This window comes from Streptomyces griseoloalbus, assembly GCA_014650015.1.
Lineage (GTDB): Bacteria > Actinomycetota > Actinomycetes > Streptomycetales > Streptomycetaceae > Streptomyces > Streptomyces griseoloalbus.
Map to the genome: position 1 here is coordinate 155,049 of BMUD01000012.1, position 21,494 is coordinate 176,542.

General features: G+C 72.9%; 19 protein-coding genes and 1 pseudogene. 5 read left to right on the forward strand and 15 right to left on the reverse strand.

Translation table 11 applies throughout. The features are described 5' to 3' along the window. Positions 1-4: 4 nt before the first annotated feature. From IE178_RS19660 to IE178_RS19685, 6 genes and pseudogenes are all read right to left on the reverse strand, one after another. Complete coding sequence (locus tag IE178_RS19660) at positions 5-778, reverse strand: GvpL/GvpF family gas vesicle protein (RefSeq protein ID WP_193513222.1); 774 nt, start codon at positions 776-778, stop codon at positions 5-7. After that, positions 775-1,209: a gas vesicle structural protein GvpA gene (locus tag IE178_RS19665; protein WP_184762984.1), complete on the reverse strand. Its 435-nt coding sequence runs from the start codon at positions 1,207-1,209 to the stop codon at positions 775-777. Before IE178_RS19665 ends, IE178_RS19660 begins: the two co-directional genes overlap by 4 nt. A gap of 46 nt (positions 1,210-1,255) precedes the next feature. Continuing rightward, positions 1,256-1,633: a gas vesicle protein GvpO gene (locus IE178_RS19670; RefSeq protein WP_193513223.1), complete on the reverse strand. Its 378-nt coding sequence runs from the start codon at positions 1,631-1,633 to the stop codon at positions 1,256-1,258. Between the two features lie 104 nt (positions 1,634-1,737). Beyond that, a pseudogene (ligD, locus tag IE178_RS19675) lies at positions 1,738-2,085 on the reverse strand (non-homologous end-joining DNA ligase LigD); the annotation flags it as partial. Between the two features lie 20 nt (positions 2,086-2,105). Next, positions 2,106-3,953 (reverse strand): transketolase, encoded by a 1,848-nt coding sequence (locus IE178_RS19680; RefSeq protein ID WP_193513224.1) that lies wholly within the window; start codon positions 3,951-3,953, stop codon positions 2,106-2,108. Beyond that, complete coding sequence (locus tag IE178_RS19685; RefSeq protein ID WP_193513225.1) at positions 3,950-5,539, reverse strand: NAD(P)/FAD-dependent oxidoreductase; 1,590 nt, start codon at positions 5,537-5,539, stop codon at positions 3,950-3,952. The genes IE178_RS19680 and IE178_RS19685 overlap by 4 nt, the downstream gene beginning before the upstream one ends. 258 nt (positions 5,540-5,797) lie before the next feature. On the opposite strand from IE178_RS19685, the gene IE178_RS19690 reads away from it, so the two are divergent. Then, complete coding sequence (locus IE178_RS19690; protein ID WP_184762980.1) at positions 5,798-6,889, forward strand: enolase C-terminal domain-like protein; 1,092 nt, start codon at positions 5,798-5,800, stop codon at positions 6,887-6,889. Between the two features lie 266 nt (positions 6,890-7,155). Here the strand turns inward: IE178_RS19690 and IE178_RS19695 are convergent, their stop codons facing one another. After that, positions 7,156-7,593, reverse strand: coding sequence for a phage holin family protein (locus IE178_RS19695; RefSeq protein ID WP_193513226.1), 438 nt, complete (start codon positions 7,591-7,593; stop codon positions 7,156-7,158). Positions 7,594-7,701: 108 nt separating this feature from the next. Here IE178_RS19695 and IE178_RS19700 point away from each other — a divergent pair, with 108 nt between their 5' ends. Then, complete coding sequence (locus IE178_RS19700; RefSeq protein WP_184762978.1) at positions 7,702-8,049, forward strand: VOC family protein; 348 nt, start codon at positions 7,702-7,704, stop codon at positions 8,047-8,049. Between the two features lie 185 nt (positions 8,050-8,234). Here IE178_RS19700 and IE178_RS19705 read toward each other — a convergent pair whose 3' ends face one another. The 7 genes from IE178_RS19705 to IE178_RS19735 all read right to left on the reverse strand — a co-directional run bounded on the left by IE178_RS19705 (position 8,235) and on the right by IE178_RS19735 (position 17,293). Further along, positions 8,235-8,792 (reverse strand): GNAT family N-acetyltransferase, encoded by a 558-nt coding sequence (locus tag IE178_RS19705; protein WP_193513227.1) that lies wholly within the window; start codon positions 8,790-8,792, stop codon positions 8,235-8,237. A gap of 273 nt (positions 8,793-9,065) precedes the next feature. Continuing rightward, a complete protein-coding gene (locus IE178_RS19710; RefSeq protein ID WP_193513228.1) occupies positions 9,066-9,998 on the reverse strand; it encodes a S66 peptidase family protein in 933 nt (310 codons plus the stop codon). Next, positions 9,995-11,950: a S9 family peptidase gene (locus IE178_RS19715; protein ID WP_193513229.1), complete on the reverse strand. Its 1,956-nt coding sequence runs from the start codon at positions 11,948-11,950 to the stop codon at positions 9,995-9,997. The genes IE178_RS19710 and IE178_RS19715 overlap by 4 nt, the downstream gene beginning before the upstream one ends. Before the next feature lie 16 nt (positions 11,951-11,966). Then, a complete protein-coding gene (locus IE178_RS19720) occupies positions 11,967-13,271 on the reverse strand; it encodes a M20/M25/M40 family metallo-hydrolase (RefSeq protein ID WP_193513230.1) in 1,305 nt (434 codons plus the stop codon). Then, positions 13,264-14,097: a M55 family metallopeptidase gene (locus tag IE178_RS19725; protein ID WP_193513231.1), complete on the reverse strand. Its 834-nt coding sequence runs from the start codon at positions 14,095-14,097 to the stop codon at positions 13,264-13,266. Before IE178_RS19725 ends, IE178_RS19720 begins: the two co-directional genes overlap by 8 nt. 190 nt (positions 14,098-14,287) lie before the next feature. Beyond that, positions 14,288-16,684 carry an MFS transporter gene (locus tag IE178_RS19730; protein ID WP_193513232.1) on the reverse strand — a complete coding sequence of 799 codons (2,397 nt, stop codon included), beginning with the start codon at positions 16,682-16,684 and terminating at the stop codon, positions 14,288-14,290. 165 nt (positions 16,685-16,849) lie between these two features. Next, entirely contained in the window at positions 16,850-17,293 is a 444-nt protein-coding gene (locus IE178_RS19735; protein ID WP_193513233.1) for an SRPBCC family protein, read from the reverse strand. A gap of 377 nt (positions 17,294-17,670) precedes the next feature. On the opposite strand from IE178_RS19735, the gene IE178_RS19740 reads away from it, so the two are divergent. Next, positions 17,671-17,850 (forward strand): hypothetical protein, encoded by a 180-nt coding sequence (locus tag IE178_RS19740; protein ID WP_193513234.1) that lies wholly within the window; start codon positions 17,671-17,673, stop codon positions 17,848-17,850. Between the two features lie 127 nt (positions 17,851-17,977). Here the strand turns inward: IE178_RS19740 and IE178_RS19745 are convergent, their stop codons facing one another. Beyond that, positions 17,978-18,658 (reverse strand): DUF899 family protein, encoded by a 681-nt coding sequence (locus IE178_RS19745; protein ID WP_193513235.1) that lies wholly within the window; start codon positions 18,656-18,658, stop codon positions 17,978-17,980. Positions 18,659-19,143: 485 nt separating this feature from the next. Between IE178_RS19745 and IE178_RS19750 the strand changes: the two genes are divergently transcribed. Continuing rightward, positions 19,144-20,724: an alpha/beta hydrolase gene (locus IE178_RS19750; RefSeq protein ID WP_193513236.1), complete on the forward strand. Its 1,581-nt coding sequence runs from the start codon at positions 19,144-19,146 to the stop codon at positions 20,722-20,724. 160 nt (positions 20,725-20,884) lie between these two features. Further along, positions 20,885-21,406 (forward strand): GNAT family N-acetyltransferase, encoded by a 522-nt coding sequence (locus IE178_RS19755; RefSeq protein ID WP_318280144.1) that lies wholly within the window; start codon positions 20,885-20,887, stop codon positions 21,404-21,406. Positions 21,407-21,494 lie beyond the last annotated feature (88 nt).

Sequence of the window (21,494 nt, forward strand, 5' to 3'; positions counted from 1 at the left end):
GTCGTCACCCCGCTCCGGTGTCCGCCCCGCCGGCCGCGGTGCCCGCCGGCTCGGCCGGGCCGGGCTCGACGAAGCTGTACGGCGGCAGCGGCCCGTTCAGCCGCACCTCCAGGTGGGGCATGTCCTTGCGGGCCTGATCCACCGCGGCCAGGAACTCCTCCGCCGTCTCCCGCTTCACCAGGTAGGAGATGTTGGCGAGCCAGCCCGTGGACTCGGGGCCCACGCTCACGGCGTCGGCGGAGCCTTCCAGCGCGCGCTCCAGCACGGTGCCGTCCTCGGCCTCCTTGGCCTTGACCGCGGCGGCGACCATCTCGCCGAGCCGGATCTTGTCGTCGTAGCTGCCGCCGCCGGCCTGCCGGTTCGCCTCCGCGAGGGCGCGGATCTCCGGGTTGCCGGCCATCACGTGGTGCAGTACGGCGTCCTCGACGTGGTTGGCCTTGATGTTGTACTCGACCCGGCCGTCCAGCGCCCGCAGCCGCTCCCGGTAGTGCTCGGCGCGCTCGGCGAGGACACCGGTGACGGCGTCGTCGTCCGGGGCGACGCTGCCGAAGCGCATGGGCAGCACGCAGCCGGCCGCGCCGACCTCGCTGAGTATGTTCTGGTGGGCGAGCAGTTCCCTGCGCTTGGGACGCAGTCCCTCGGGGGCGTCGCTGACGACGGCCGCCAGCTCGCCCTCCCGCAGGACGCGCACCGGACGCGGCGGATCGCCGACACCGCCCATGCCGTCGGGGAGCGCCGGGTGCGACGCCGCCGTGATGCCGTAGACGTAGGTGCTCACTCCTGCTCCTCCTTCCGACGCGTTGCGGTGCTCTTACGAGCCCGCGGACGGGACTCGGTCTCGCGCTCGGAGCCGCCCTCGCGCGCCTGCCTGAAGGCGTCGGAGACGGTTTCGGCGGCACCGGACAGCGCCCCCTTGGACTTGCCGCGGGCACCGGACTCGGTGACCTCGCCGACTATCTCGGGCAGACCCGGGCTCTTGCGGGGCCCCGCTTCGAGGTCGAGGCGGTTGCACGCCTCGGCGAAACGGAGATAGGTGTCGACGCTGGCGACGACGACACGGACGTCGATCTTGAGAATCTCGATTCCGACCAGGGACACGCGCACGAATGCGTCGATGACGAGCCCCCTGTCCAGAACAAGCTCAAGCACGTCGTAGAGGCCACTGCTGCCGCCCCCACCGCCGGTCTGTTGTGCCGGTACGACTGTCATGCCTACCAGTCCTCCTTGTCTGTGGGTGATCGTCCGGTCGGGCGGCCTAGCGGCCGCCGGGCCTGTGTGCGTCGGCCCGCCCGCGCTCGTAGCGGCGGACGCGCCGGTAGCCGGTGAGCTGCCCGTCGGGGTCCAGCTCCACCTGGTAACTGGCCATCAGGCTCATCGTGTCGGGCACACGCTCGAGCTCGAGGACCTCGACCTCCAGCGCCCAGCCCTCCTCCGTCTGCTCGAAGGACGACACGGACTCGGCTTCCATCCCGGTGAGCTCCGCGAGCTGTCCGCGCGCCTGGCGCAGCACCTCCATCGGGCCCGGCCGTTCGCGTTTTCCGTTGTTCTTGTTTGCTGCCGTTGTGCGGGATTCGGAAGAGTCCTGGGATTCCTGTGAATCCTGTGGCTCATCGGTGTTGTTTGTATTCGACATGGCCACCTCCCCCTTCGTGTGGCCGCAAGTCTGTTCGCCAAACCTCCATGGGGCTCACCCGTTCGCCTCGGTCCCGCCCGTGCCGGCTCGGAGGCGGCCGGCGTTCAGCCGCGCAGCGCGCGCAGCCGCCGGCGCGCCGGCCCCGGGGCGCGTCCCCGGCGCGGCAGGCCCGCCCACGGGTCGGTGCGCGCCTGCTCGACCGCGTCGGCGACGGTCCAGCGACGGGCGTGCAGATCCGGATCGTCCAGTTGGTCCCGGGACAGGGGGGTGGCGACGGGGGCGCCGGGCAGGGCACGGACGGTGTAGGGGGCGACCGCGGTCTGCGCGTAGGCGTTGCGCTGTACATCGAGGTAGCCCCGGTCACCCCGGTCCTTCTTGCGGGCGGCGGTGGTGAGCCGGTCGGGGTGGGCGTCGGCGAGGATGCCGGCGACCGGGCGACGGCCGGCCCGTACCGTGCGCGACCCGTCGTCGCTCACGCCACGATCGCCTCCCCCACCAGCAGCCGGCCCGCGGCCGCGATCGACTCGGCGTCGATGCCGGCGGCGTGCAGCTGCTCGTCCGGGGAGGCGGAGCCCGGCATGTTGCGGACGGCCAGCCGCACCAGACGCGGCACCGGACGCCCGTCGGCGAAGGCGTCCAGTACCGCGTCCCCAAGGCCGCCCTCCGGGTGGTGGTCCTCCACGGTCACCAGGCATCCGGTCTCCTCGGCGGCCGTGCGCAGGGTCTCCCGGTCGACGGGCTTCACCGAGTAGAGGTCGATCACCCGTACGGCGATGCCCTCACCCTCCAGGGCGTCCGCGGCGGCCAGTGCCTCGGGCACGGTGACACCCGCCGCGACGAGGGTGAGCCGGTCGCGGTCGGAGGAGCGCAGCACCTTGCTGCCGCCGACGGGGAACTCCTCGTCGGGGCCGTAGACGACCGGGCTCTCGCCGCGCGAGGTGCGCAGATAGCGGATGCCGTCGAGGTCGGCCATCGCGGCGACGAGCCGTGCGGTCTGGTTGGCGTCGCACGGGTACAGCACGGTCGAGCCGTGCACCGCGCGCATCATCGCCAGGTCCTCCAGGCCCATCTGGCTGGGGCCGTCCTGGCCGATGGCGACGCCCGCGTGGGAGCCGACGAGGTTGATGCCGGAGCCGCTGACCGACGCCATGCGGATGAAGTCGTGGGCGCGGGTGAGGAAGGCCGCGAAGGTGGAGGCGTACGGCGTACGGCCGCGCGCCGCGACGCCGACCGCCGCCGCGACCATCTGCTGCTCGGCGATGTAGCACTCGATGTACCGCTCGGGATGCTCCTTGGCGAAGAACTCGGCGCGGGTGGAGTCGCCGACCTCCCCGTCCAGGGCCACGATGTCGCCGCGCGCGGTACCGAGAGCGGTCAGCGCCTCACCGAAGGCGTTCCGGGTGGCCACCGCCTCGCCCTTGTCCCAGCGGGGCAGGTCGAGGTGCCCGGTGTGTCCGGCGGGCGGCGCCGGGGCGGGGGACGGCTGCCGCACCGGGATGCGCAGGTCGCGCGGGCCTCCGAGTTCCTCGATCGCCTCCTCGGCCTCCGGCAGCGGCTTGCCGTGCAGGCCCTCGCGGTCCTGGACCGCCTCGACGCCCTTGCCCTTGAGGGTGCGGGCGAGGATCGCGGTGGGCTGGCCCTTCGTGGAGTCGGCCTCCCCGTACGCGCGGTCGACGGCGTCCACGTCATGGCCGTCCACCTCGACGGTGTGCCAGCCGAAGGCCTGGAAACGGCGGGCGTAGGCGTCGAGGTCATGACCGTGCCGGGTGGGTCCGCGCTGGCCGAGCCGGTTGACGTCCACGATCAGCGTGAGGTTGTCCAGGTGCTCGTACGCGGCGTGCTCGGCGGCCTCCCACACCGAGCCCTCGGCGAGCTCGCTGTCCCCGCACAGCACCCACACCCGGTAGTCGGCGTGGTCCAGCCGCTTCCCGGCCAGCGCGATGCCGACGCCGACCGGCAGCCCCTGGCCGAGTGACCCGGTGGCCGTCTCGACCCAGGGCAACTGCCGCGGGGTGGGGTGGCCTTCGAGGCGGCTGCCGCTCTTGCGGAAGGTGAGCAGTTCCTTGTCGTCGATGGCGCCGGTCGCCTTGTACGTGGCGTACATCAGGGGCGAGGCGTGGCCCTTGGAGAGGACGAAGCGGTCGTTGCCGGAGTGGTCGGGGCGCTCGAAGTCGTAGCGGAAGTGGCGGGCGAACAGGACGGCCATCAGGTCCGCCGCGGACATCGACGACGTGGGGTGCCCGGAGCCCGCGGCGGCCGCCGCGCGGATACTGTCCACGCGCAGCTGCTGGCCGAGCTCGACGAGTTCACCGGTGTTCATGAGTCTCCTTCGCCAGGATGGTCGGTGCGCTTCACGGGCCCGGGTGCGACGTCCGGGCCGGGCTGCGGCTGATCAGGGGGTGGAGAGACGGTGGGCCGGCTCTTCGCCGGTTCGCCACCGGGTCGGTTCTTCGCCGGTTCACCACCGGGTCGGTTCTTCGCGGGCTCGCCGCCCGGCTGGTTCCTGGCCGGCTCGCCGCCCGGCTGGTTCTTCGCGGGTGCACCGCCCCCACCTCCGCCCCCGTCGCCGTCCCTGCCCGCCGACGGCTGTCCCCGCTCGGGCCTGCCGGGCACCCGGGCCAGTTCCGGGGATGCCGTGTCCAGGGGTACCGACCAGGACCGTACGAGCCCCAACTGGACGGCCTGACGCGGCAGTACGGCGTCGAGGAGCCAGTCGGCGGCCACCCGCACCCGGTTGCCCGGCATCGCCGCGAGGTGGTAGCCGCGGGTGACCGCCCCCGCCGCCACCCCGGAGAGGTTCACACCGAGCGGGTTGGCGGCGGCCTTGACGCCTCCAAGGTCCACCACGAACCCCATGTCCTTGTGGCGGTAGGCGCGCCGCTCGCCCTCACCGAACGACGCGGCGACGTTGTGCCCGCACACCTTGCCCTGCCGCCAGGCGTGCTGCGCGGTCATCGGCGTGTACTGCCCCGGCTTCTCCAGGTCGGGCACCGCGGCCGCGTCACCACAGGCGAACACCTCCGGCCGGCCCGGGACCCGGAGGTGCGGGTCGACGAGCAGCCGGCCGCGTTCCATGGCCAGCCCGAGGGACTCGGCGAGCGGGTCGGGGCGTACGCCCACGCACCACACCAGAGTCCGCGTATCGACGAACTCCCCGTCGGTCAGCAGCACTCCGTCGTGCGTGGCCTCCTTCACGGACGTACCCATCCGCACGTCCACGCCCCGCTCGCGCAGCACCTTGTCCGCGGTGCGGGAGAGCCGTTCGTCCAGCTCGGGCAGGACCCGGTCGGCGATGTCCAGCAGCATCCAGCGCGGCCGCATACCGTTCCGCAGGGGGTGCCCACTGACCTGGGCGTCGGTGAACAGCTGCCCGTGCGCGGCGACTTCGGTGCCCGTGTAGCCGGCGCCCACCACGACGAAGGTGCACCGCGCGGCACAGCGCTCGGGGTCGTCGGTGGAGGCGGCGAGTTCCACCTGCCGGGTCACGTGGTCGCGCAGGTACAAGGCCTCGGGCAGGCCGCGGAAGCCGTGCGCGTGCTCGGCGACGCCGGGGATCGGCAGCAGCTTGTTCACGCTGCCGGCCGCGAGCACCAGCCGGTCGTAGGAGAGGGTTCCGCCGTCGTCCTCGGGGCCGGTGTAGTGCACCTGCCGCGCGTCCAGGTCGATGCGGTCGGCCTCCCCCAGCACCAGCCGTACCTGCGGCAGCGTGCCGGAGAGGGAGACCGTGACCCGGCGCGGCTCCAGGATGCCGGCGGCGACCTGGGGCAGCAGCGGGAGATACAGGAAGTAGTCGGTCGGGTTGAGCAGAATGATCTCGGCTCGGCCCCGGGCCAGCCGGGACAGGGTCTGGGCCGTGCGGTAACCGGCGAAGCCGGCACCGACGATCACTATGCGGGGTCGACTCACGGTTCGCCTCCGGCGCTGTCGCGTACGTCGGGAGACTTCCGCGTCCCCCTGGTGGGGGCCGCCAAACGTCCGCCGGTTTCCCCGGGGCCCCCCGGGTACCCGGACCGGGACCGGAACCGCCCATGCGGCGGAGGCAGCCCACATGCCCGAGTACGGCTATTTCCGGTTCCGATCCGCGCGGCTTCTTCGACGTCTACCGCACGAAGGTGCTGCCGCAGCTCCAGCGGGCCGGGTGAGCGCAGGGAGGACGGACCGACGATGAAACTGCACCGACCCGGTGTCTCCGTCTACACCGTGCCCACCGACGCCCCCGAGGCGGACGGCACGCTGGCCTGGGAATCCACGACGGTGGTGATCGCCGAGGTGTCGGCGGGCGACGCGACCGGCACCGGCTGGACGTACGGTCCGGCGGCGATCGGCGACTTCGTCAGCGAGCAGCTCGCGCCGCTCGTGGAGGGCAGGAACGCGCTGGACATCCCGGCCGTGCACGACGCCCTGTGCCACTCGGTCCGCGACACCGGCCGCCCCGGCATCGCGGGGTGCGCGATCTCCGCGCTGGACATCGCCCTGTGGGATCTCAAGGCCCGGCTGCTGGAGCTGCCCCTGGTGCGGCTGCTGGGAGCGCGCAGGGAGCGGGTGCCGGTGTACGGGAGCGGCGGGTTCACGACGTACCACGACACACACATGGCCGCGCAGCTCAACGGCTGGGTGCACGGGCAGCACATCCCCCGCGTGAAGATCAGGATCGGCGAGGGCTGGGGGCGGGAGGTGACCCGCGATCTGCACCGGGTGCGCGCGGCCCGGCATGTCATCGGCGAACACGCCGAGCTGTACGTCGACGCCAACGGGGCGTACACCCGCAAGCAGGCGGTGCGCGTCGGTCACGCGATCGCCGAGCACGGGGTGGGCTGGTTCGAGGAACCGGTGTCCTCGGACGACCTGACCGGGCTGCGGCTGGTCCGCGACGCCGTACTGAGCGACGTGACCGCCGGGGCGTACGGGTACGACCTGCCGTACTTCGCCCGCCTGATCACGGCCGGGGCGGTGGACTGCCTCCAGGTCGACGCGACGCGCTGCGGCGGTCTCACCGAGTTCCTGCACGCGGCGGCGCTGGCGGAGGCGCACGGTCTGGAGGTCTCGGCGCACTGTGCCCCGCACGTCCACGCGGCGGTGGCGGCCACGATCCCGAACCTGCGGCACATCGAGTGGTTCCACGACCACGTCCGCGTCGAGGACATGCTCTTCGACGGCGCGCTGGACCCCACGGGCGGCACGGTCGTCCCCGGCGTGGGCCTCGGCCACGGCCTGACGCTGCGGACCGAGGACATCGCCCGGTACCGGGTCGGCTGACGTCGGCACACCGCGCCGCACCGGGTCGGCGCTCGTCGTCGCCGCACCGGGTCGGCGCTCGTCGTCGAACCGCCCGTGGGCGCCGAAGCCCCGGCCGTCGGGCCGTCTTTCCCGTGCCCACGGGTTCCCCGGTGCGTCCTGCCCGCGGTCCTGCCCGCGAGGGCAGGAGCCGTGGCCCGGCCGACGCCGCCGCTCGCCCCGGTCACCACGACGACCTTGCGGTTCCGCGACAGGAGCTGTGCCACCGGCTTCCGCCCCTAAGGGGGTCAGACCCGGCGGTGGGGTGCTTCGGGGCCGGAGCTCTCCGGCCGCGGGGGTACGGCACCGACGGTGGGCGGGGCGGACGGCACCGGCGGGACGTCAGCGGGCCGTCCGGCGGGTGCGGTGGACCGACCGGGGATCGGCCGTGCGGCCGTGGGCCGGGCGGCCCCGCGCAGGGCGTGGGCGAGCGCGCCCAGGATCACCGCCGTGATCAGCGCTGCGGCCCAGTCCGGCAGGACCAGGGCGAGGGCGAGCCCCACGGCCAGTGCGACGGCCGCGCCCGCGTACAGGGCGGCGGCGCCGGACGCGGCGTAGAGCGCGGCCTTGCGGCGCTGTCCCCGCGCCTGTTCGCGCAGTTCGTCGCGCACGGTCTCGCGGGCCACCTGTGCCAACTCGTCGACCAGGTGCTTGTCCAGATGCTCCAAGTGCTCCAAGCGCTGCATGGCGGGCGGGTACCCGTGGCCCGGGACGCGTAACGCCCGCGGGCACGGGGTGTGGAGATCGTCCGTGCCGAACCCCTGGTCCCCGCCGACCCAACTAGGCTTGTCCGCATGGAGATTCTGGGTGCCACACTGCGCGTCTGCGTCGACGACATCGAGACCGCCATCCCCTTCTACGAGCGGCTGGCGGGCGGCAGAGCCCTCCGGTTCGAACGGGGCGGCGTCCAGGTCGCCGCGGTGGGCTGCTTCCTGCTGATGAGCGGTCCCGCGGCCGAACTGGACGTGCTGCGCAAAGTCGCGGCGACCATCGCCGTGCAGGACGTCGAGGAAACCCGCGAGGTGCTCGCCGAGATGGGCGCGGACATCATCGCGGGCCCGCTCCCCACTCCGGTGGGCCGCAACCTCATCGCACGGCACCCGGACGGGGCGGTCTACGAGTACGCGGACCGCCGCGCCTGACGGGCTCGGGCACGGTCACGGCGTCGACCGCATCCGGAAGTCGTGCCGCCGCGGCAGCGGTTCGCCGGTGAGCCCGGTCCACAGCCGCCCGATGACCTCGTCCCCCTCCCGCAGGTCTGCCACGGGGGGTTCCGTCTGCAACGGCCTCGCAACGGCGCGGCACCTGACCGCCCGGGCGTGGGCGGTCAGCCGGAGGCCGCCGTCATCTCCCTGGTGATCGCCCAGCGTTGGTGGTCGCGCCAGGCCCCGTCGATGAACAGCATCTTCGGCGAGAAGCCCTCCAGGCGGAACCCGCAGGCGCGGGCCAGGGCGATGGAGGCGGCGTTGGCGGGCTGCACGTTGATCTCCAGCCGGTGCAGCCGCATCGGGCCGAAGGCGTGACACACCACCAGGTGGAGCCCTTCGCGCATCAGCCCGCGCCCCGCCGCGTGCGCGAAGGCGCCATAGCCCAGCGCACCGCACTGGAAGCCGCCCTCGACGATGTTGTTGATGTTGATGAACCCGGCGAGGGCGCCGTCCGCCTCCTTCTCGCAGACCAGGAACCCCGCCTTGGTGGGGTCCTCGATCAGCCGCTCCGCGTACGCGGCATACGCCCCGGCGCTGTCCGGCGGGAACAGCCAGGGGTGGTGCAGGTCCTTGCTCTCCCGGGCGCGGGCGGTGAACTCGGCGCCGTCCGCCCGGGTGAAGTGACGCAGCCCCACGCGGCGGCCTTCGGCGAGGTAGCGGGAAGCGGTGTGCGGCATCCTGCCACCCTACGACGGGTCCACGGGCCCCGCGCGAAGCCCGGTGGCCCACCTCGCACGGCGCGACCCGGCATCGGACGGCTCACCCCGCGCGACGCCGGACGCCTCACCCCGCGCGACATTGGGTGGCTCACCACGCGCGACGCGGGACGCCTCACCCCCGCGGCACGGGACACCTCACCCCGCGCGGCAGGGGGTGGCTCACCAGGCACTCCGACGGGTGGCTCGCCCTGCACGACGCCGGACGCCTCACCCCGCCCGGCACCGCACGGCTCAGCTCAGCGCCGGTTCGTCCAGCGTCAGCGTGCCCGCGTCCGCGTCGAGTTCCGCCGCGACGCCGAAGGGAACGGTGAGCGCGTCGTCGCAGTGGCCGAACCCGAACTGCTCGGCCACCGGCACCCCGAGAGCACCGAGCCGGTCGGCGACCAGCGCCCGCACCCCGTCGTACGGCTCGCACCGCGCCCAGGAACCGAGCAACAGCCCCGCGACCCCCTCCAGCCACCTCGCCCGCAGCAGCTGGGTCAGGTAGCGGTCGAGCCGGTAGGTCTCCTCCCCCACGTCCTCCAGGCACAGCAGTCCGCCGCGCGCGGAGGATCTGGCCCGCGGGGTGCCGAGGTCGGCGGCGAGCAGGGAGAGGCAGCCCCCGAGCGTGACCCCGCGCGCCCGCCCCGGGACGAGCGCGGTGCCGTCGGAGCGGAGGGTGCGGACCGTCTCGGGGGCGAAGAGGGTGGCCTTGAGATGACTCTGCGCCCGGGCGCTCTTCACGAAGTCGACGCCGGCCGCCATCGGCCCGTGCAGGGTGACGAGGCCGAGCCGGACCGCGAACGCCTCGTGCAGCGCGGTGATGTCGCTGAAGCCGACGAACACCTTCGGCCCGGCCGCCCGCATCGCCGCCCAGTCCAGCAGATCGACCATGCGTTGCACGCCGTACCCGCCGCGGGCGCAGATCACCGCGTCGACGTCCGGGTCGCACCAGGCGGACTGCAGGTCGGCGGCCCGGTCGGCGTCGGTGCCGGCCAGGTAGCCGAACTCGCCGTGCCGGTCCAGGACATGCGGGGCCACCACCGGGTCGAGGTCCCAGCCGCGCAGCACGTCGAGCCCGGCCTGGAGCCGCTCCTCGGGCACCGGGCCACTGGGTGCGACGACGGCCACGCGGGCGCCGGGCGCCAGCCGGGCCGGCCGGCGCAGCGGCTGCGCCCCGCTCACCGGCCGAGCTCCAGGGTCGGAACCCCGGGCGGTTTCATGTCGAACACCTGGGCGTACAGGGACAGTTCCGCCTCCAGGGCACGCACCATGGTCTCCGCCCGCCGGAAGCCGTGCCCCTCCCCCTCGAAGGTGAGGTACGCGTGCGGCACGTCCCGGCCGGCCAGCCGGGCCAGGAACCGCTCGCACTGCACGGGCGGGCAGATCACGTCGTCCAGTCCCTGGAGCAGCAGGAAGGGCGCGGTGAGCCGGTCGGCGTGCGCGGCGGGCGAGCGTTCCGCGTAGCGCTCGGGTACCTCGGCGCGGGGACCGATCAGGCTCTCCAGGTACTGGGACTCGAAGTCGTGGGTCTCCCCGGTGCCCCAGCCGGTGAGGTCGAGCACCGGGTAGATGATGGTGCCGCAGGCGTAGACGTCGGTCGTGGTGAGCGAGGCGGCCGTGGTCCAGCCGCCGGCGCTGCCGCCCCGGATGGCGAGCCGCTCGCGGTCGGCGGTGCCCTCGTCGGCGAGGGCCAGCGCGACGGCGGCGCAGTCCTCGACGTCGACCACGCCCCACTGTTCGCGCAGCCGGTTGCGGTACGCGCGTCCGTACCCGGTGGAGCCGCCGTAGTTGACCTCGGCGACGCCGATGCCGCGCGAGGTGAAGTAGGCGATCTCCAGGTCGAGCACGAGCGGCACCCGGCCGGTGGGTCCGCCGTGCGCCCAGATCACATACGGGGGCAGCTGGTCGGCGGGGCCGGTGTGTTCGGGGTGGTGCGGCGGGTAGACGTGGGCGTGGATCTCCCGGCCGTCGGGTCCGGTGAAGACGCGGACCTGCGGCTCGGGGCAGTACGCGGGGTCCACGGCGTCCTCGTGCGCGGCGCCGATCACGCGGGCCCGCCCGGTCCGGGTGTCGAGCTCCACCACCTCGTGGGCGCTGTGCGGGCCGGCCCCGACGGCGACGACCCGCTCGCCGTGCGCCGCGAGGGTGGGTGCGAACTCGGTCCAGGGGCCGGCGGCGTCGACGACCTCGCCGGTCTCGGGGTCGAGTATGCCGAGGGCGAGGGCGCCCCGGCCGTGCAGGACGGCGATCAGGCCGTTGCCCAGCGGGGCGAACCAGCGGTGTCCGAGCTTCCACAGGGGCCCGCCGAACTCCTCCTCGCGCGGGCAGACCGGCTCCCCGTCGCGGTACAGGTTCCACCAGCCGGTGCGGTCGCTCGCGTACAGCAGCCGGCCGTCGTGGGTCCAGTCGACCTGGGCGATGGACTCCTCCGGTCCGCCGGCCACCGTGCGGGCGTCGCGCAGGGTGCCGTCGGGGGCGACGTCGGCGAGGACCAGTTCGGTGCCGTCCCACGGCATGCGGGGGTGGTCCCAGCCGAGCCAGGCCGCGCGCCGCCCGTCGGGCGACAGGCGCGGCCCGGTCACGAACCGGTGCCGGGCGTCGCTCAGTTCCCGCACGGCGTTCCGGTCCTCGGCGGCGGAGCCGTCGAGCGGTACGGCGGCCAGGACGCGGCGCACATCGCTGGGGCCGTCGCCGGTGAACTCCTCCAGGACGCACCACACCTCGCCGCGCTCCGGCAGCGGCACCGGCTCGGCCCAGCGCAGCCCCTGCCCGACCGGGGACACGGGGGTGAGCGGGCGCGGCTCGCCGCCCGGTTCGTACCGGTACAGGCGCTGGTCGGCGAAGTTCACGAACACCACGAGCGGGCCGCCGCCGTCCCGCACGGTTCCGGCCCAGGGCAGGCCGCCGTACTCGATGACCCGGCTGCGCACGTTCCACGGTGCGGGCAGGACGGACTCCTCGGCACCGTCGGCGTGCCGCCGCACCAGGGTGCGCCGGCCTGCCTCGGCGGGCCGGGGCTCGGTCCACCACACCTCGTCCCCGACGAACCCCGCGAACTCGGGGCTGCCGTCGTGCGCCGCGGCCGTGGCCGCGTCGATGGGCGAGGGCCACTCGCCGTACGCCAGGGTCCGCATCGTCTCCCCCACTCGTTCAGGCCGTCCGCAGGAACCGGTCGAGCACATGGACACCGAAGTGGAGCGCCTCGACCGGTACGCGCTCGTCGACCCCGTGGAAGAGGGCCTGGTAGTCGAAGCCCTCCGGCAGTTTCAGCGGCGCGAAGCCGTAGCCGGTGATGCCGAGCCGGGAGAACTGCTTGGCGTCCGTGCCTCCGGACATGCAGTACGGCACCACGTGTCCCTCGGGCGCGAACGCCTCGACGGCGGCCCGCATCCGGGCGAACGTCGGGGAGTCCACCGGCGCCTGGAGGGCCACCTCCCGGTGCTGGAACTCCCAGTCGACGTCCGGCCCGGTGAGCAGGTCCATGGTGGCGCGGAACTCGTCCTCGACGCCGGACAGATACCGTCCGTCGACGTGCGCCACGGCCTCCCCGGGAATCACGTTGATCTTGTAGCCGGCGTCCAGCATGGTCGGGTTGGCGCTGTTGCGGACGGTGGACTCGACGAGCTTCCCCGCCGTGCCGAGCTTGTCCAGCAGCGCGTCCACGTCGGTCAGGTCCGTCTCGATGCCGTACACGGCGGCGAGTTCGGTGAGCGCGGCCCGCACCGTCGGGGTGAGCCGCAGCGGCCATTCGTGCTCGCCGATACGGGTGATGGCGGCGGCGAGGCGGGTCACCGCGTTCTCCCGGTTGACCTTGGAGCCGTGCCCGGCCCGGCCGCGCGCGGTGAGTTTCAGCCAGGCGGTGCCGCGCTCGCCGGCCGCGATCGGGTAGAGCTGCCGGCCCTCGCCGTCGTGGAAGGTGAACGCGCCCGACTCGCTGATGCCCTCGGTGCAGCCCTCGAAGAGGTGGGCATGCCGGTCGGCGAGGAATCCGGAACCGTCCTCGGCACTGGCCTCCTCGTCGGCGGTGAAGGCGATCACCACGTCGCGCCGGGGGCGGACGCCCTCGCGGGCCCAGGCACGCACCACCGCGAGAATCATCGCGTCCATGTTCTTCATGTCGACGGCGCCGCGCCCCCAGACGACCCCGTCGCGGACCTCTCCGGAGAAGGGGTGCACGCTCCAGTCGGCGGCCTCGGCCGGTACGACGTCCAGGTGGCCGTGGACGAGCAGCGCGTCGGCCGACGGGTCGGTGCCCTCCAGGCGCGCGACGACATTGGTCCGGCCGGGGGTGCGTTCGAGGAGCACCGGTTCCAGGCCCGCCTCGGCGAGCCGTGCGGCGGCGTACTCGGCGGCGGGCCGCTCCTGGCAGTCGCCCCCGCCCCGGTTGGTCGTGTCGATCCGGATCAGGTCGGACGTGAACGTCACGACCTCGTCCAGAACCCGCTCGTCAGCCATACTGTTCCTCCACCGCGGCCGAGGCGATCGTGGTGACCGCCTTGAAGGTGCGGATTCCGTCGTACATGGTCCCGCTGGTGTAGGCGACCTTCCGCTCGCCGGTCCGGGTCACGCCCGGCACGACGGTGGCGGCCATCGCCAGATGCTCGGCGTCGAACTCCACCGCGACGGTGAACGGCCCGCCGTCGACGGGCTCCCGGCGCACCGCCAGCGTGGCCGCCTCCTTGGCCGCCGCGCGGATGTCGGCGGCCGTCCGGGCGGGCGTGCGGCACACGGCCGCGTACCGCGACACATGGTCCTTGACGGCGACCTTCAGCGCCTCGGGCGCGTAACCGAGGGCGTCCTCGCAGGCGACGTCGTCACCGGTGACCAGGATGACCGGCACCCCGTACTCGGCGACCACATGCGCGTTGAGCAGTCCTTCGCTGGCCCGTACGTCGTTGACCCACACCCCGGTGATGGAGTTGGCGAGGAAGGTGTGCGCGAGGACGCCCTCCATGCCGGCGCCGGCGTGGTAGCCGATGAAGGCGATACCGTCGACGTCGCCGTGCTGCACGCCCTCGACCATGGACAGGGACTTGTGCCGGCCGGTGAGCATCTGTGCCCGCTCGTCCAGCTGCTCCAGCAGCAGGTTGCGCATGGTCCAGTGGGCCTCGTTGATGAGCACCTCGTCGGCGCCGCCGTCGAAGAATCCCTGGACGGCGGCGTTGACGTCCGAGGTGAACATCGACCGGCACCGCTCCCACTGGGAGGTCCCCGGGAGCACGTCCGCCGGCCAGGTGACACCGGTGGCGCCCTCCATGTCGGCGCTGATGAGGATCTTCATGCGGCACACGCTACGTGCTTCCGCCGATTCCCGGCCAGCCTGTGGATAACTCCCACCGGTCCAGACCAATGACACGTCCGCCCGGCGGCGACTTCACCCCCGCCGACCCGCCCGCCTTACCCGTTGACGCGTCCGCTCTCAAGCGGAGCGTGCCGTCACCGGCGCGTGCTCCCGCGCGTGACCTGCCGCCTCAGTCCTCGTGCCCCAGCTGAAGATCGCGTTCCGTTCGTCCCCCGCCCGCCATCCGGAGCACGGTCGCGACCGGCGGGTACCCGGCGGCGATGACGGTGTACTCGCCGGAGGACAGGTCGACGAACCGGAAGGTGCCGTCGGGGCCGGTGGTGAGGGTGTCGACGACGTTGCCCGCCGCGTCCAGCAGGGTCACGCGGGCCTCCTCGACGGGCCGTCCGCCGCCGGCCCGCACGGTGCCGCGCAGCATGGCGCCGCCGGCCAGTTCGACGTCCTGGCGGGTCTCGCGGGCGGCCTGGACGGTGACGGGGAGGGCGGCCGGGCGGAAGGCGGGGGCGCTGGCGGCGAGGGTGTACTCGCCGGCCACCAGATCGCTGATGACATAGCCGCCCTCCCGGCCGCTGCGGGTGCCGGCGACGACCTCACCGTGGACGTTGGTGAGGGTGACGGCGGCGTCCCGCACGGGCGTCCCGTCGGCGGTGAGGACGCTGCCGGCGAGGCGGCCCGCGCCGCCGAGGACGACGTCGAGTTCGACGGGCCGCTCGCCGACGGTCACGGAGACCGCCTGCGGCTGGTGGCCGCCGGCGGCGGCGATCAGGACGTACGATCCCGGGCCGGGCGTGGCGAGCGCGTACCGCCCGTCGTCGCCGCTGGCGCCCCGTCCGGTCTGTTGCCCCGAGACGTCGATGAGGGTGAGCGCCGCGCGCGCTACGGCGGTGCCGTCGGGATGCTGCACGGTCCCGCAGACGGGGACGCCGCCGGTGTGCGGCGAACGGGCGCGCGGTACGCGCGGATCGATGCGGGGTGCTTCCTGTACCGCGTCGGCGGTGGGGGTGTGGTGGGACACCAGTGGTTTCTCCTTGAGGAAGAAGGCGATGAGCAGGCCGAGGACGAGCACCGGCACCAGGTGGAGGAAGATGCGCGGCATGGCGTCGGCGTAGGCCTGGACGTAGGTGTCGCGCAGCTCGGGCGGCAGCGCGTGCACGAACTGCGGGGTGATCGACTCGGCGCCCCGCGGTGCGGTGCCCGTGTGCGCGGGGAGGCGTTCGTCGAGCGCGTCGGTGAGCCGGCCGGCGAAGAGGGTGCCGAAGGCGGCGGCGCCGACGCTGCCGCCGAGCTGCCGGAAGTAGGTGTGGGCGCTGGTGGCGGCGCCGAGGTCGGCGGAGCGCGCGGAGTTCTGCGCGGCGAGGATCAGCACCGGCATCACCACGCCGATCCCGGCGCCGAGGACGGCCGTCCAGATGCCGTAGTGCAGCCGGGGCGTGCCGGTCTCCAAGTGGGACAGCAGCCACATGCCGGTGACGGCGAGGGCGGAGCCGACGACGGGGTGCCACCGGTAGCGGCCGGTGCGGCTGATGAACTGCCCGGAGATGACCGAGGCGCCGACGATGCCGCCCGTCATGGGCAGCATCAGCAGTCCGGACTCGGTGGCGGAGACCCCGTCGGCCATCTGGAGGTAGGTCGGCAGATAGCAGGCGGCGCCGAACAGGGCGACCCCGATCACCAGGCCCACCAGTGCGGTGACGTTGAAGACGGAGTCCCGGAACAGCCGGAGCGGGATGAGGGGTTGGGCGGCGAAGCGCTCGACGAGGAGGAAGAGCAGGGTGGCCGCGGCGGCGCCGGCGCCGAGGCCGAGCACGACGCGGGAGTCCCAGGCGTATGCGGTGCCGCCCCAACTGGTCAGCAGGATCAGGCAAGTGGAGGCGGCGGCCAGCAGCAGGGCGCCGAGGACGTCGAAGCGGGGCCGGGCGGCCGGTTTCGGAAGGCGGAGCGCCAGGGCGACGACGACCATGGTGACGAGGCCGAAGGGCACGTTGGCATAGAAGCACCAGCGCCAGGAGAGGTGGTCGGTGATGTAGCCGCCGAGCAGCGGCCCGGCGACGGAGGCGAGGCCGAAGGCGGCACCGATCAGTCCCATGTAGCGGCCGCGCCGCCGCGCGGGCACGATGTCCGTGGTGATCGCCTGGACGCCCGTCATCAGGCCGCCCGCGCCGGCCCCTTGCACCGCGCGGTAGGCGATCAGCTGGTCCATGGTCGACGCGCGGCCCGCCAGGGCGGAGCCGACGACGAAGACGAGGACCGCGAACTGGAAGACGCCCTTGCGGCCGAACCGGTCGCCGAGCGTGCCGTAGACCGGCAGGCCGATGGTGGCGGTGAGCAGATAGGCGGTGATCGCCCAGGACATCCTGTCGAGGCCGTGCAGCTCGCCGACGATCTGTGGGAGCGCGGTGGCGACGACCATCTGCTCCAGCGCGGCGAGCAGCAGCGCCGGCATGAGCGCGAGGAAGACCAGCCGGACCCGGCGCGGACTCGGCCCGGGCTCGGGAGTTGGGGGCGGCGGGTCCCCGGCCGGTGGTGCCGTGACCGGCTCGTCCTGCGTCGGAGTGATCCCGCCCACGTGCCGCTCCCCTCGTCGCACCGCTGGACAATTCCCGCGTAAAAGCGACAACTACGAGCAAGCGCGACGAGTTACGGGACAGAGACGGGCCGCAAGGGAATCACCCGAACCGGTGAGGAGCCAACTCCTCACCGGTTCCTGGCGCTTGAGCCGGCCTGCGGCCGTCTACTTCTCGACCTCGGCGGCCAGCCCGGCCAGCAGGGCGTCGTAGATGCGGGCGAGGCCCTTGGGCGCGAAGGTCCTCTCGAAGAAGCCGCCGATACCGCCCGCACCGTTCCAGACGGTGGTCACCACCACCCGGGACCGGCCGTCGCCGGCCGGGGTGACGCGCCAGGTGGTGACCATGGAGGAGTTGCGGTCCTTCTCGACCAGTTCGCCGTCGGCCGGCTCGGTGACCTCCAGCAGGCAGTCGCGCACGCGCTTGCTGGTGGCCTGGAGCTTCCAGTGCACGAGGGTGCCCTCACCGTCGCCGCCCTCACGGACCTCGTACTCGCTGTACTGCTCGGGCATGACTTTCGCGCGGGTGCCGCTGTAGTCCGCGAGGGCATCGAACACCGTTTCCGCGTCCGCCGCGACGATCCGCTCCGTAGTGGCTTCGACCTGCGCCATCGCTTTCCTCCAGGGCATGGGTTCTCGGGGGTCGGGGCAAGCCAACCACCCGCGCGCCCGGCCGCCCAAATCGGGGTTCCGTAAGTGACCGAAGATGTCGCTCGCACTAGCACAGGAACACGTGTTCTATTCTGTGGACCAGTGCCATCGAAGGAGGCGTCATGCGCCGGGAGAACCTCACCCCGGACTTCCGGACACAGGCGGGCCCGCTCGATCGGCAACCGGGTGCCGAGGGTCTCCCGCCTGCCGTTCGAGTGGATGGTAAATCCCTACCGCGCCCGCACGCACGCGCGTGCCCGCGCTTCGATCGACGACCCAATCGACTGGGAGTGGTTGCCATGGTCAGCGCGCCGCACGCCGACAGGGCTTGGAAGAGCATGACCGCATCGATCACCGACCGGGACGCCGGCGCACCACGGTCCACCTCACCCCGGGCGGGGGTGACCGCATACCTCACGCTGCTCCAGGGCGCCGGAACGAGCCCGGCAGGCGACCCCTCCGCCAGGCCGTGGCTACTCCTGCGCGAACGCACGACCGACCGCCTGCGCCAGCAATGAGCCCCCGCCGCTGCACGGGGCCGCACGCCTCGATGCCGACCGCCACGTCGGTGAGGAGATCGCCTCCGGGCTTCGACGGCCCGAACCATGCGCCGGGGACGACGGCAGGCACCGCCGGTCGTCGGGGTCAGTAGTCGAGGCTCGGATACCAGTCGCCGCGGCCCAGCGGGACCAGGTCGAGGAGGTGCCACACAGGGGCCAGCAGGTCGATGCCGCGCTCGTCGATGTCGTCGGCCATGCGTGGGTGGGTGGAGTAGAAATGGCGGACCGCGCCGTCGCCGTCGCGGGTGAAGACGGAGATCGTGGAGTCCTGTTCGCCGTCCTCGTCCTCACTGCCCAGGTCGTACTTGAACGTGCTGCTGCCGCAGCTCAGGAGCCGTAGCCGGTGCCAGCCGCGGTTGCGGGCGTGCTGCCGGAGGGTGGGCACGTCGGCGGCGGCGATGACGAAGTCGGCGTTGCGGGCGATGTGGTGGGCGATGCCGTCGAAGCCGTCGATCCAGAGGGTGCACATCGGGCAGGGGTCGGTCTGCAGCTTGCCGTACATGAAGTGATAGACGATCAGCGGACGGTCCGTGGCGGTGAACAACCCGCTCAGGGTGACCTCGCGGACCGGTGTGTCGCCGGCGTCGAGGTCGGCGGGGCCCTCGATGAAGGCGTAGTCGTCGACGAGCGGCCCCCGGGGGAGCGCCCGTCGCCGGGCCGCGACCTCCTCGCGGTGACGCATGAGACCGATCTCGGCCAGGCGCAACTCTTCGCGGGCGTCGAGATAGTCCGCCGATTCGCCGGCCAGTCTGGTGTGCCGCACCATCTCGTCCTCCTGGGGTGGCCGTCCCCCCGATCCCGGTCCGGATCACAAGCGTACGGTTCCCCGGCTCCCGAACGGGCCCTTCGAGTCTATGGCGGCTCCGCCTCCGCCGACAGCCGAGCTGCGGTCCGGCTCCGTGCTGAGCGCGAGCGCGCCGAGGAAGGCAGCACCGCACGGGCGCGCCACGGGCCGGTTCGACAGGCGGCCCGCGGCGGCGCTACGCCCGGGCTGCTCGACGGTGCCGGTCCAGTGAGGGTCTTCTCCGAAGTCGGGACTCCCTGTCACTGGGCCACTGGGCCACTGGGCCACTGAAGAATGTCGACCGGGCCGAACCCAACTGACGCTCCCATAGGCGCATTCGAGCGCATCGGACGGACCAATTGGGTCAAGAACCGGCAGAAAACGTTCCTACAGGGCCCCACTCCGGGACGATGCCGCGTGGACCGTGAGCCTCGCGGCCCGCAGCACCTCCGTCCTGGGAGAACCCCATGAGAAAACGCGCAGCCGTGCTGTGCGGTGCCGCCGCCGTCGTGGCCGGAAGCCTCACGGCCGTGCCCGCAGAGGCCGGCACACCACGCGCCGCGGAGCCGTTCCACGCCGCGGAAGCCGCGTGGAAGAGGTGCGGCACCGACGACTACCCGACGCTCCAGTGCGCGTCCGTCGAGGTGCCGCTCGACCACACCGACCCGACCGGGCGGAAGATCACACTCGCGCTGTCCCGCGTCCGGCACACCGCGAAGAAGTACCAGGGCCCCCTGCTGGTGAACCCCGGCGGCCCCGGCGGAAGCGGTCTGACACTCGCCGGGTTCGTCGCGTCGTCGCTGCCCGAGGAGGTGGCCGCCCAGTACGACGTCATCGGCTTCGACCCGCGGGGCGTGGGCGCGAGCGAGCCCGCGCTGGACTGCGCGCCGGGCCACATCGACCCGGTCCGCCCCGACTCGGTGCCGACCACACCCGCGGTGGAACAGGCAAACCTCCAGCGCGTGCAGTCCTTCGCCGCGGCCTGCAGCGGGAAATACGCCGATCTGCTGCCGTACATCGACACGGCCGGCGCGGCGCGTGACCTGGACGTGATCCGACGGGCGCTGGGCGCGAAGAAGATCAACTATCTCGGCTACTCCTACGGCACCTATCTGGGCGCCGTCTACGCCAAGCTGTTCCCGGAGCGGGTGCGGCGCCTGGTCCTGGACTCGGTCGTCGACCCCACCGAGGTCTGGTACGAAGCCAACCTGAACCAGGACCACGCCTTCAACGACCGCCACCGCGCCTTCATGGACTGGGTCGCCCGGTACGACACGACGTACGGGCTGGGTACCGACCCGGAGAAGATCGAGGCCACCTGGTACGCGATGCGCGCGGCCCTGCGGGAGAACCCGGCCGGCGGCAAGGTCGGCGCCGCCGAACTGGAGGACACCTACATCCCGGGCGGCTACTACAACGGCTACTGGCCCTACCTCGCGGAGGCGTTCTCCGCGTACGTGAACGACAAGGACGCCGAGCCCCTGATCAAGGCGTTCGAGAACTTCGGTGCCGTCGACGCCGCCGGCGACAACGGCTACAGCATCTACACGGCCGTGGAGTGCCGGGACGCCGGCTGGCCGCGCGACTGGTCGCAGTGGCGCAAGGACAACTGGGAGGTGTACGAGCGGGCACCGTTCATGACCTGGAACAACGCCTGGTACAACGCGCCGTGCGCGTTCTGGCCGACCGGCTCCCTGCGGCCGGAGCGCATCCGCAACAGCAAGCTGCCCCCGGCGCTGCTGTTCCAGGCGACGCACGACGCGGCCACCCCGTACCAGGGTGCCGCCACCGTCCACCGTCTGCTGGACCGCTCCAGCCTGGTGGTGGAGTCGGGCGGCGGCAACCACGGCATCACGCTGAGCGGGAACGCCTGCCTGGACCGGCATCTGGCCGCCTATCTGACCGACGGGACCGTGCCGCGAGGCAGTCACGGCGAGGCCGACGCGGTGTGCGCGCCGCTGCCCGACCCGAAGCCGCTGACATCGAAGGCGGCGCCGACGACGGCCCGCGGTTCGACGCTGCACGGCCTGCTCGGCTTCCGGGGCTGAGTACCTGACGACCCGTCGGGGACGGGACCGTCGGACCATGGTCCATCATGACTCCATGAGCGACCCGACCCGCATCCCCGCCCCCGACGGCGTGGGCCCGGCGGCCCACGATCGAGGCGCCCGCGGTCGTGGCGGCATGACCGGGTTGCTCCTGCGGCCCATGACCGCGGACGACTGCGAGCGCGTCGCCGAGATCCGGATCCGGGGCTGGCAGCACGCCTACCGGGGCCTCGTCCCGCAGCCGTATCTCGACGGCCTCGACATCACCGCGGACGCCGAGCGGCACCGCACCCGCCTGCTGCGGGGCGACGGCAGCGTGGTCAACCTCGTCGCCGAGACCGAGGGCGGCGAGCTCGCCGGATGGGCCGCGTTCGGCCGCTACCGGGACGGTGATCTGCGCACCGGGGACGCCGAGTTGTACGCCCTGTACCTGCGCCCCGAGCGCATCGGCCAGGGCGTGGGACGGACACTGCTCACCGAGGTCACCCACCGCTGCGCCGCCGCCGGCCACCGGACCATGTACCTGTGGGTCCTCAAGGACAACGCCCGGGCCCGCCGTTTCTACGAGCGCGCGGGGTTCGGCGCGGACGGCGCCGAGGAGCCCTTCGAGGTGGACGGGGTCGAGGTCCCCGAGGTGCGGTACGCGAAGGATCTCTCCGGCGGACCGGGTCTCTCCGGCTGACGGGATCTCTCCGGCCGACAGGTTCTCTCCGACCGACAGGACCTCTCCGGCCGGCAGGGTCTCTCCGGCCGACAGGACCTCCCCGGTC

Bases quoted from the DNA above. Each gene is read 5' to 3' on its own strand.
- IE178_RS19665 (WP_184762984.1), bottom strand. From the start codon at position 1,209: ATGACAGTCGTACCGGCACAACAGACCGGCGGTGGGGGCGGCAGCAGT.
- IE178_RS19670 (WP_193513223.1), bottom strand. From the start codon at position 1,633: ATGTCGAATACAAACAACACCGATGAGCCACAGGATTCACAGGAATCC.
- IE178_RS19680 (WP_193513224.1), bottom strand. From the start codon at position 3,953: ATGAACACCGGTGAACTCGTCGAGCTCGGCCAGCAGCTGCGCGTGGAC.
- IE178_RS19690 (WP_184762980.1), top strand. From the start codon at position 5,798: ATGAAACTGCACCGACCCGGTGTCTCCGTCTACACCGTGCCCACCGAC.
- IE178_RS19695 (WP_193513226.1), bottom strand. From the start codon at position 7,593: ATGCAGCGCTTGGAGCACTTGGAGCATCTGGACAAGCACCTGGTCGAC.
- IE178_RS19700 (WP_184762978.1), top strand. From the start codon at position 7,702: ATGGAGATTCTGGGTGCCACACTGCGCGTCTGCGTCGACGACATCGAG.
- IE178_RS19705 (WP_193513227.1), bottom strand. From the start codon at position 8,792: ATGCCGCACACCGCTTCCCGCTACCTCGCCGAAGGCCGCCGCGTGGGG.
- IE178_RS19715 (WP_193513229.1), bottom strand. From the start codon at position 11,950: ATGCGGACCCTGGCGTACGGCGAGTGGCCCTCGCCCATCGACGCGGCC.
- IE178_RS19720 (WP_193513230.1), bottom strand. From the start codon at position 13,271: ATGGCTGACGAGCGGGTTCTGGACGAGGTCGTGACGTTCACGTCCGAC.
- IE178_RS19725 (WP_193513231.1), bottom strand. From the start codon at position 14,097: ATGAAGATCCTCATCAGCGCCGACATGGAGGGCGCCACCGGTGTCACC.
- IE178_RS19735 (WP_193513233.1), bottom strand. From the start codon at position 17,293: ATGGCGCAGGTCGAAGCCACTACGGAGCGGATCGTCGCGGCGGACGCG.
- IE178_RS19740 (WP_193513234.1), top strand. From the start codon at position 17,671: ATGACCGCATCGATCACCGACCGGGACGCCGGCGCACCACGGTCCACC.
- IE178_RS19745 (WP_193513235.1), bottom strand. From the start codon at position 18,658: ATGGTGCGGCACACCAGACTGGCCGGCGAATCGGCGGACTATCTCGAC.
- IE178_RS19750 (WP_193513236.1), top strand. From the start codon at position 19,144: ATGAGAAAACGCGCAGCCGTGCTGTGCGGTGCCGCCGCCGTCGTGGCC.
- IE178_RS19755 (WP_318280144.1), top strand. From the start codon at position 20,885: ATGACCGCGGACGACTGCGAGCGCGTCGCCGAGATCCGGATCCGGGGC.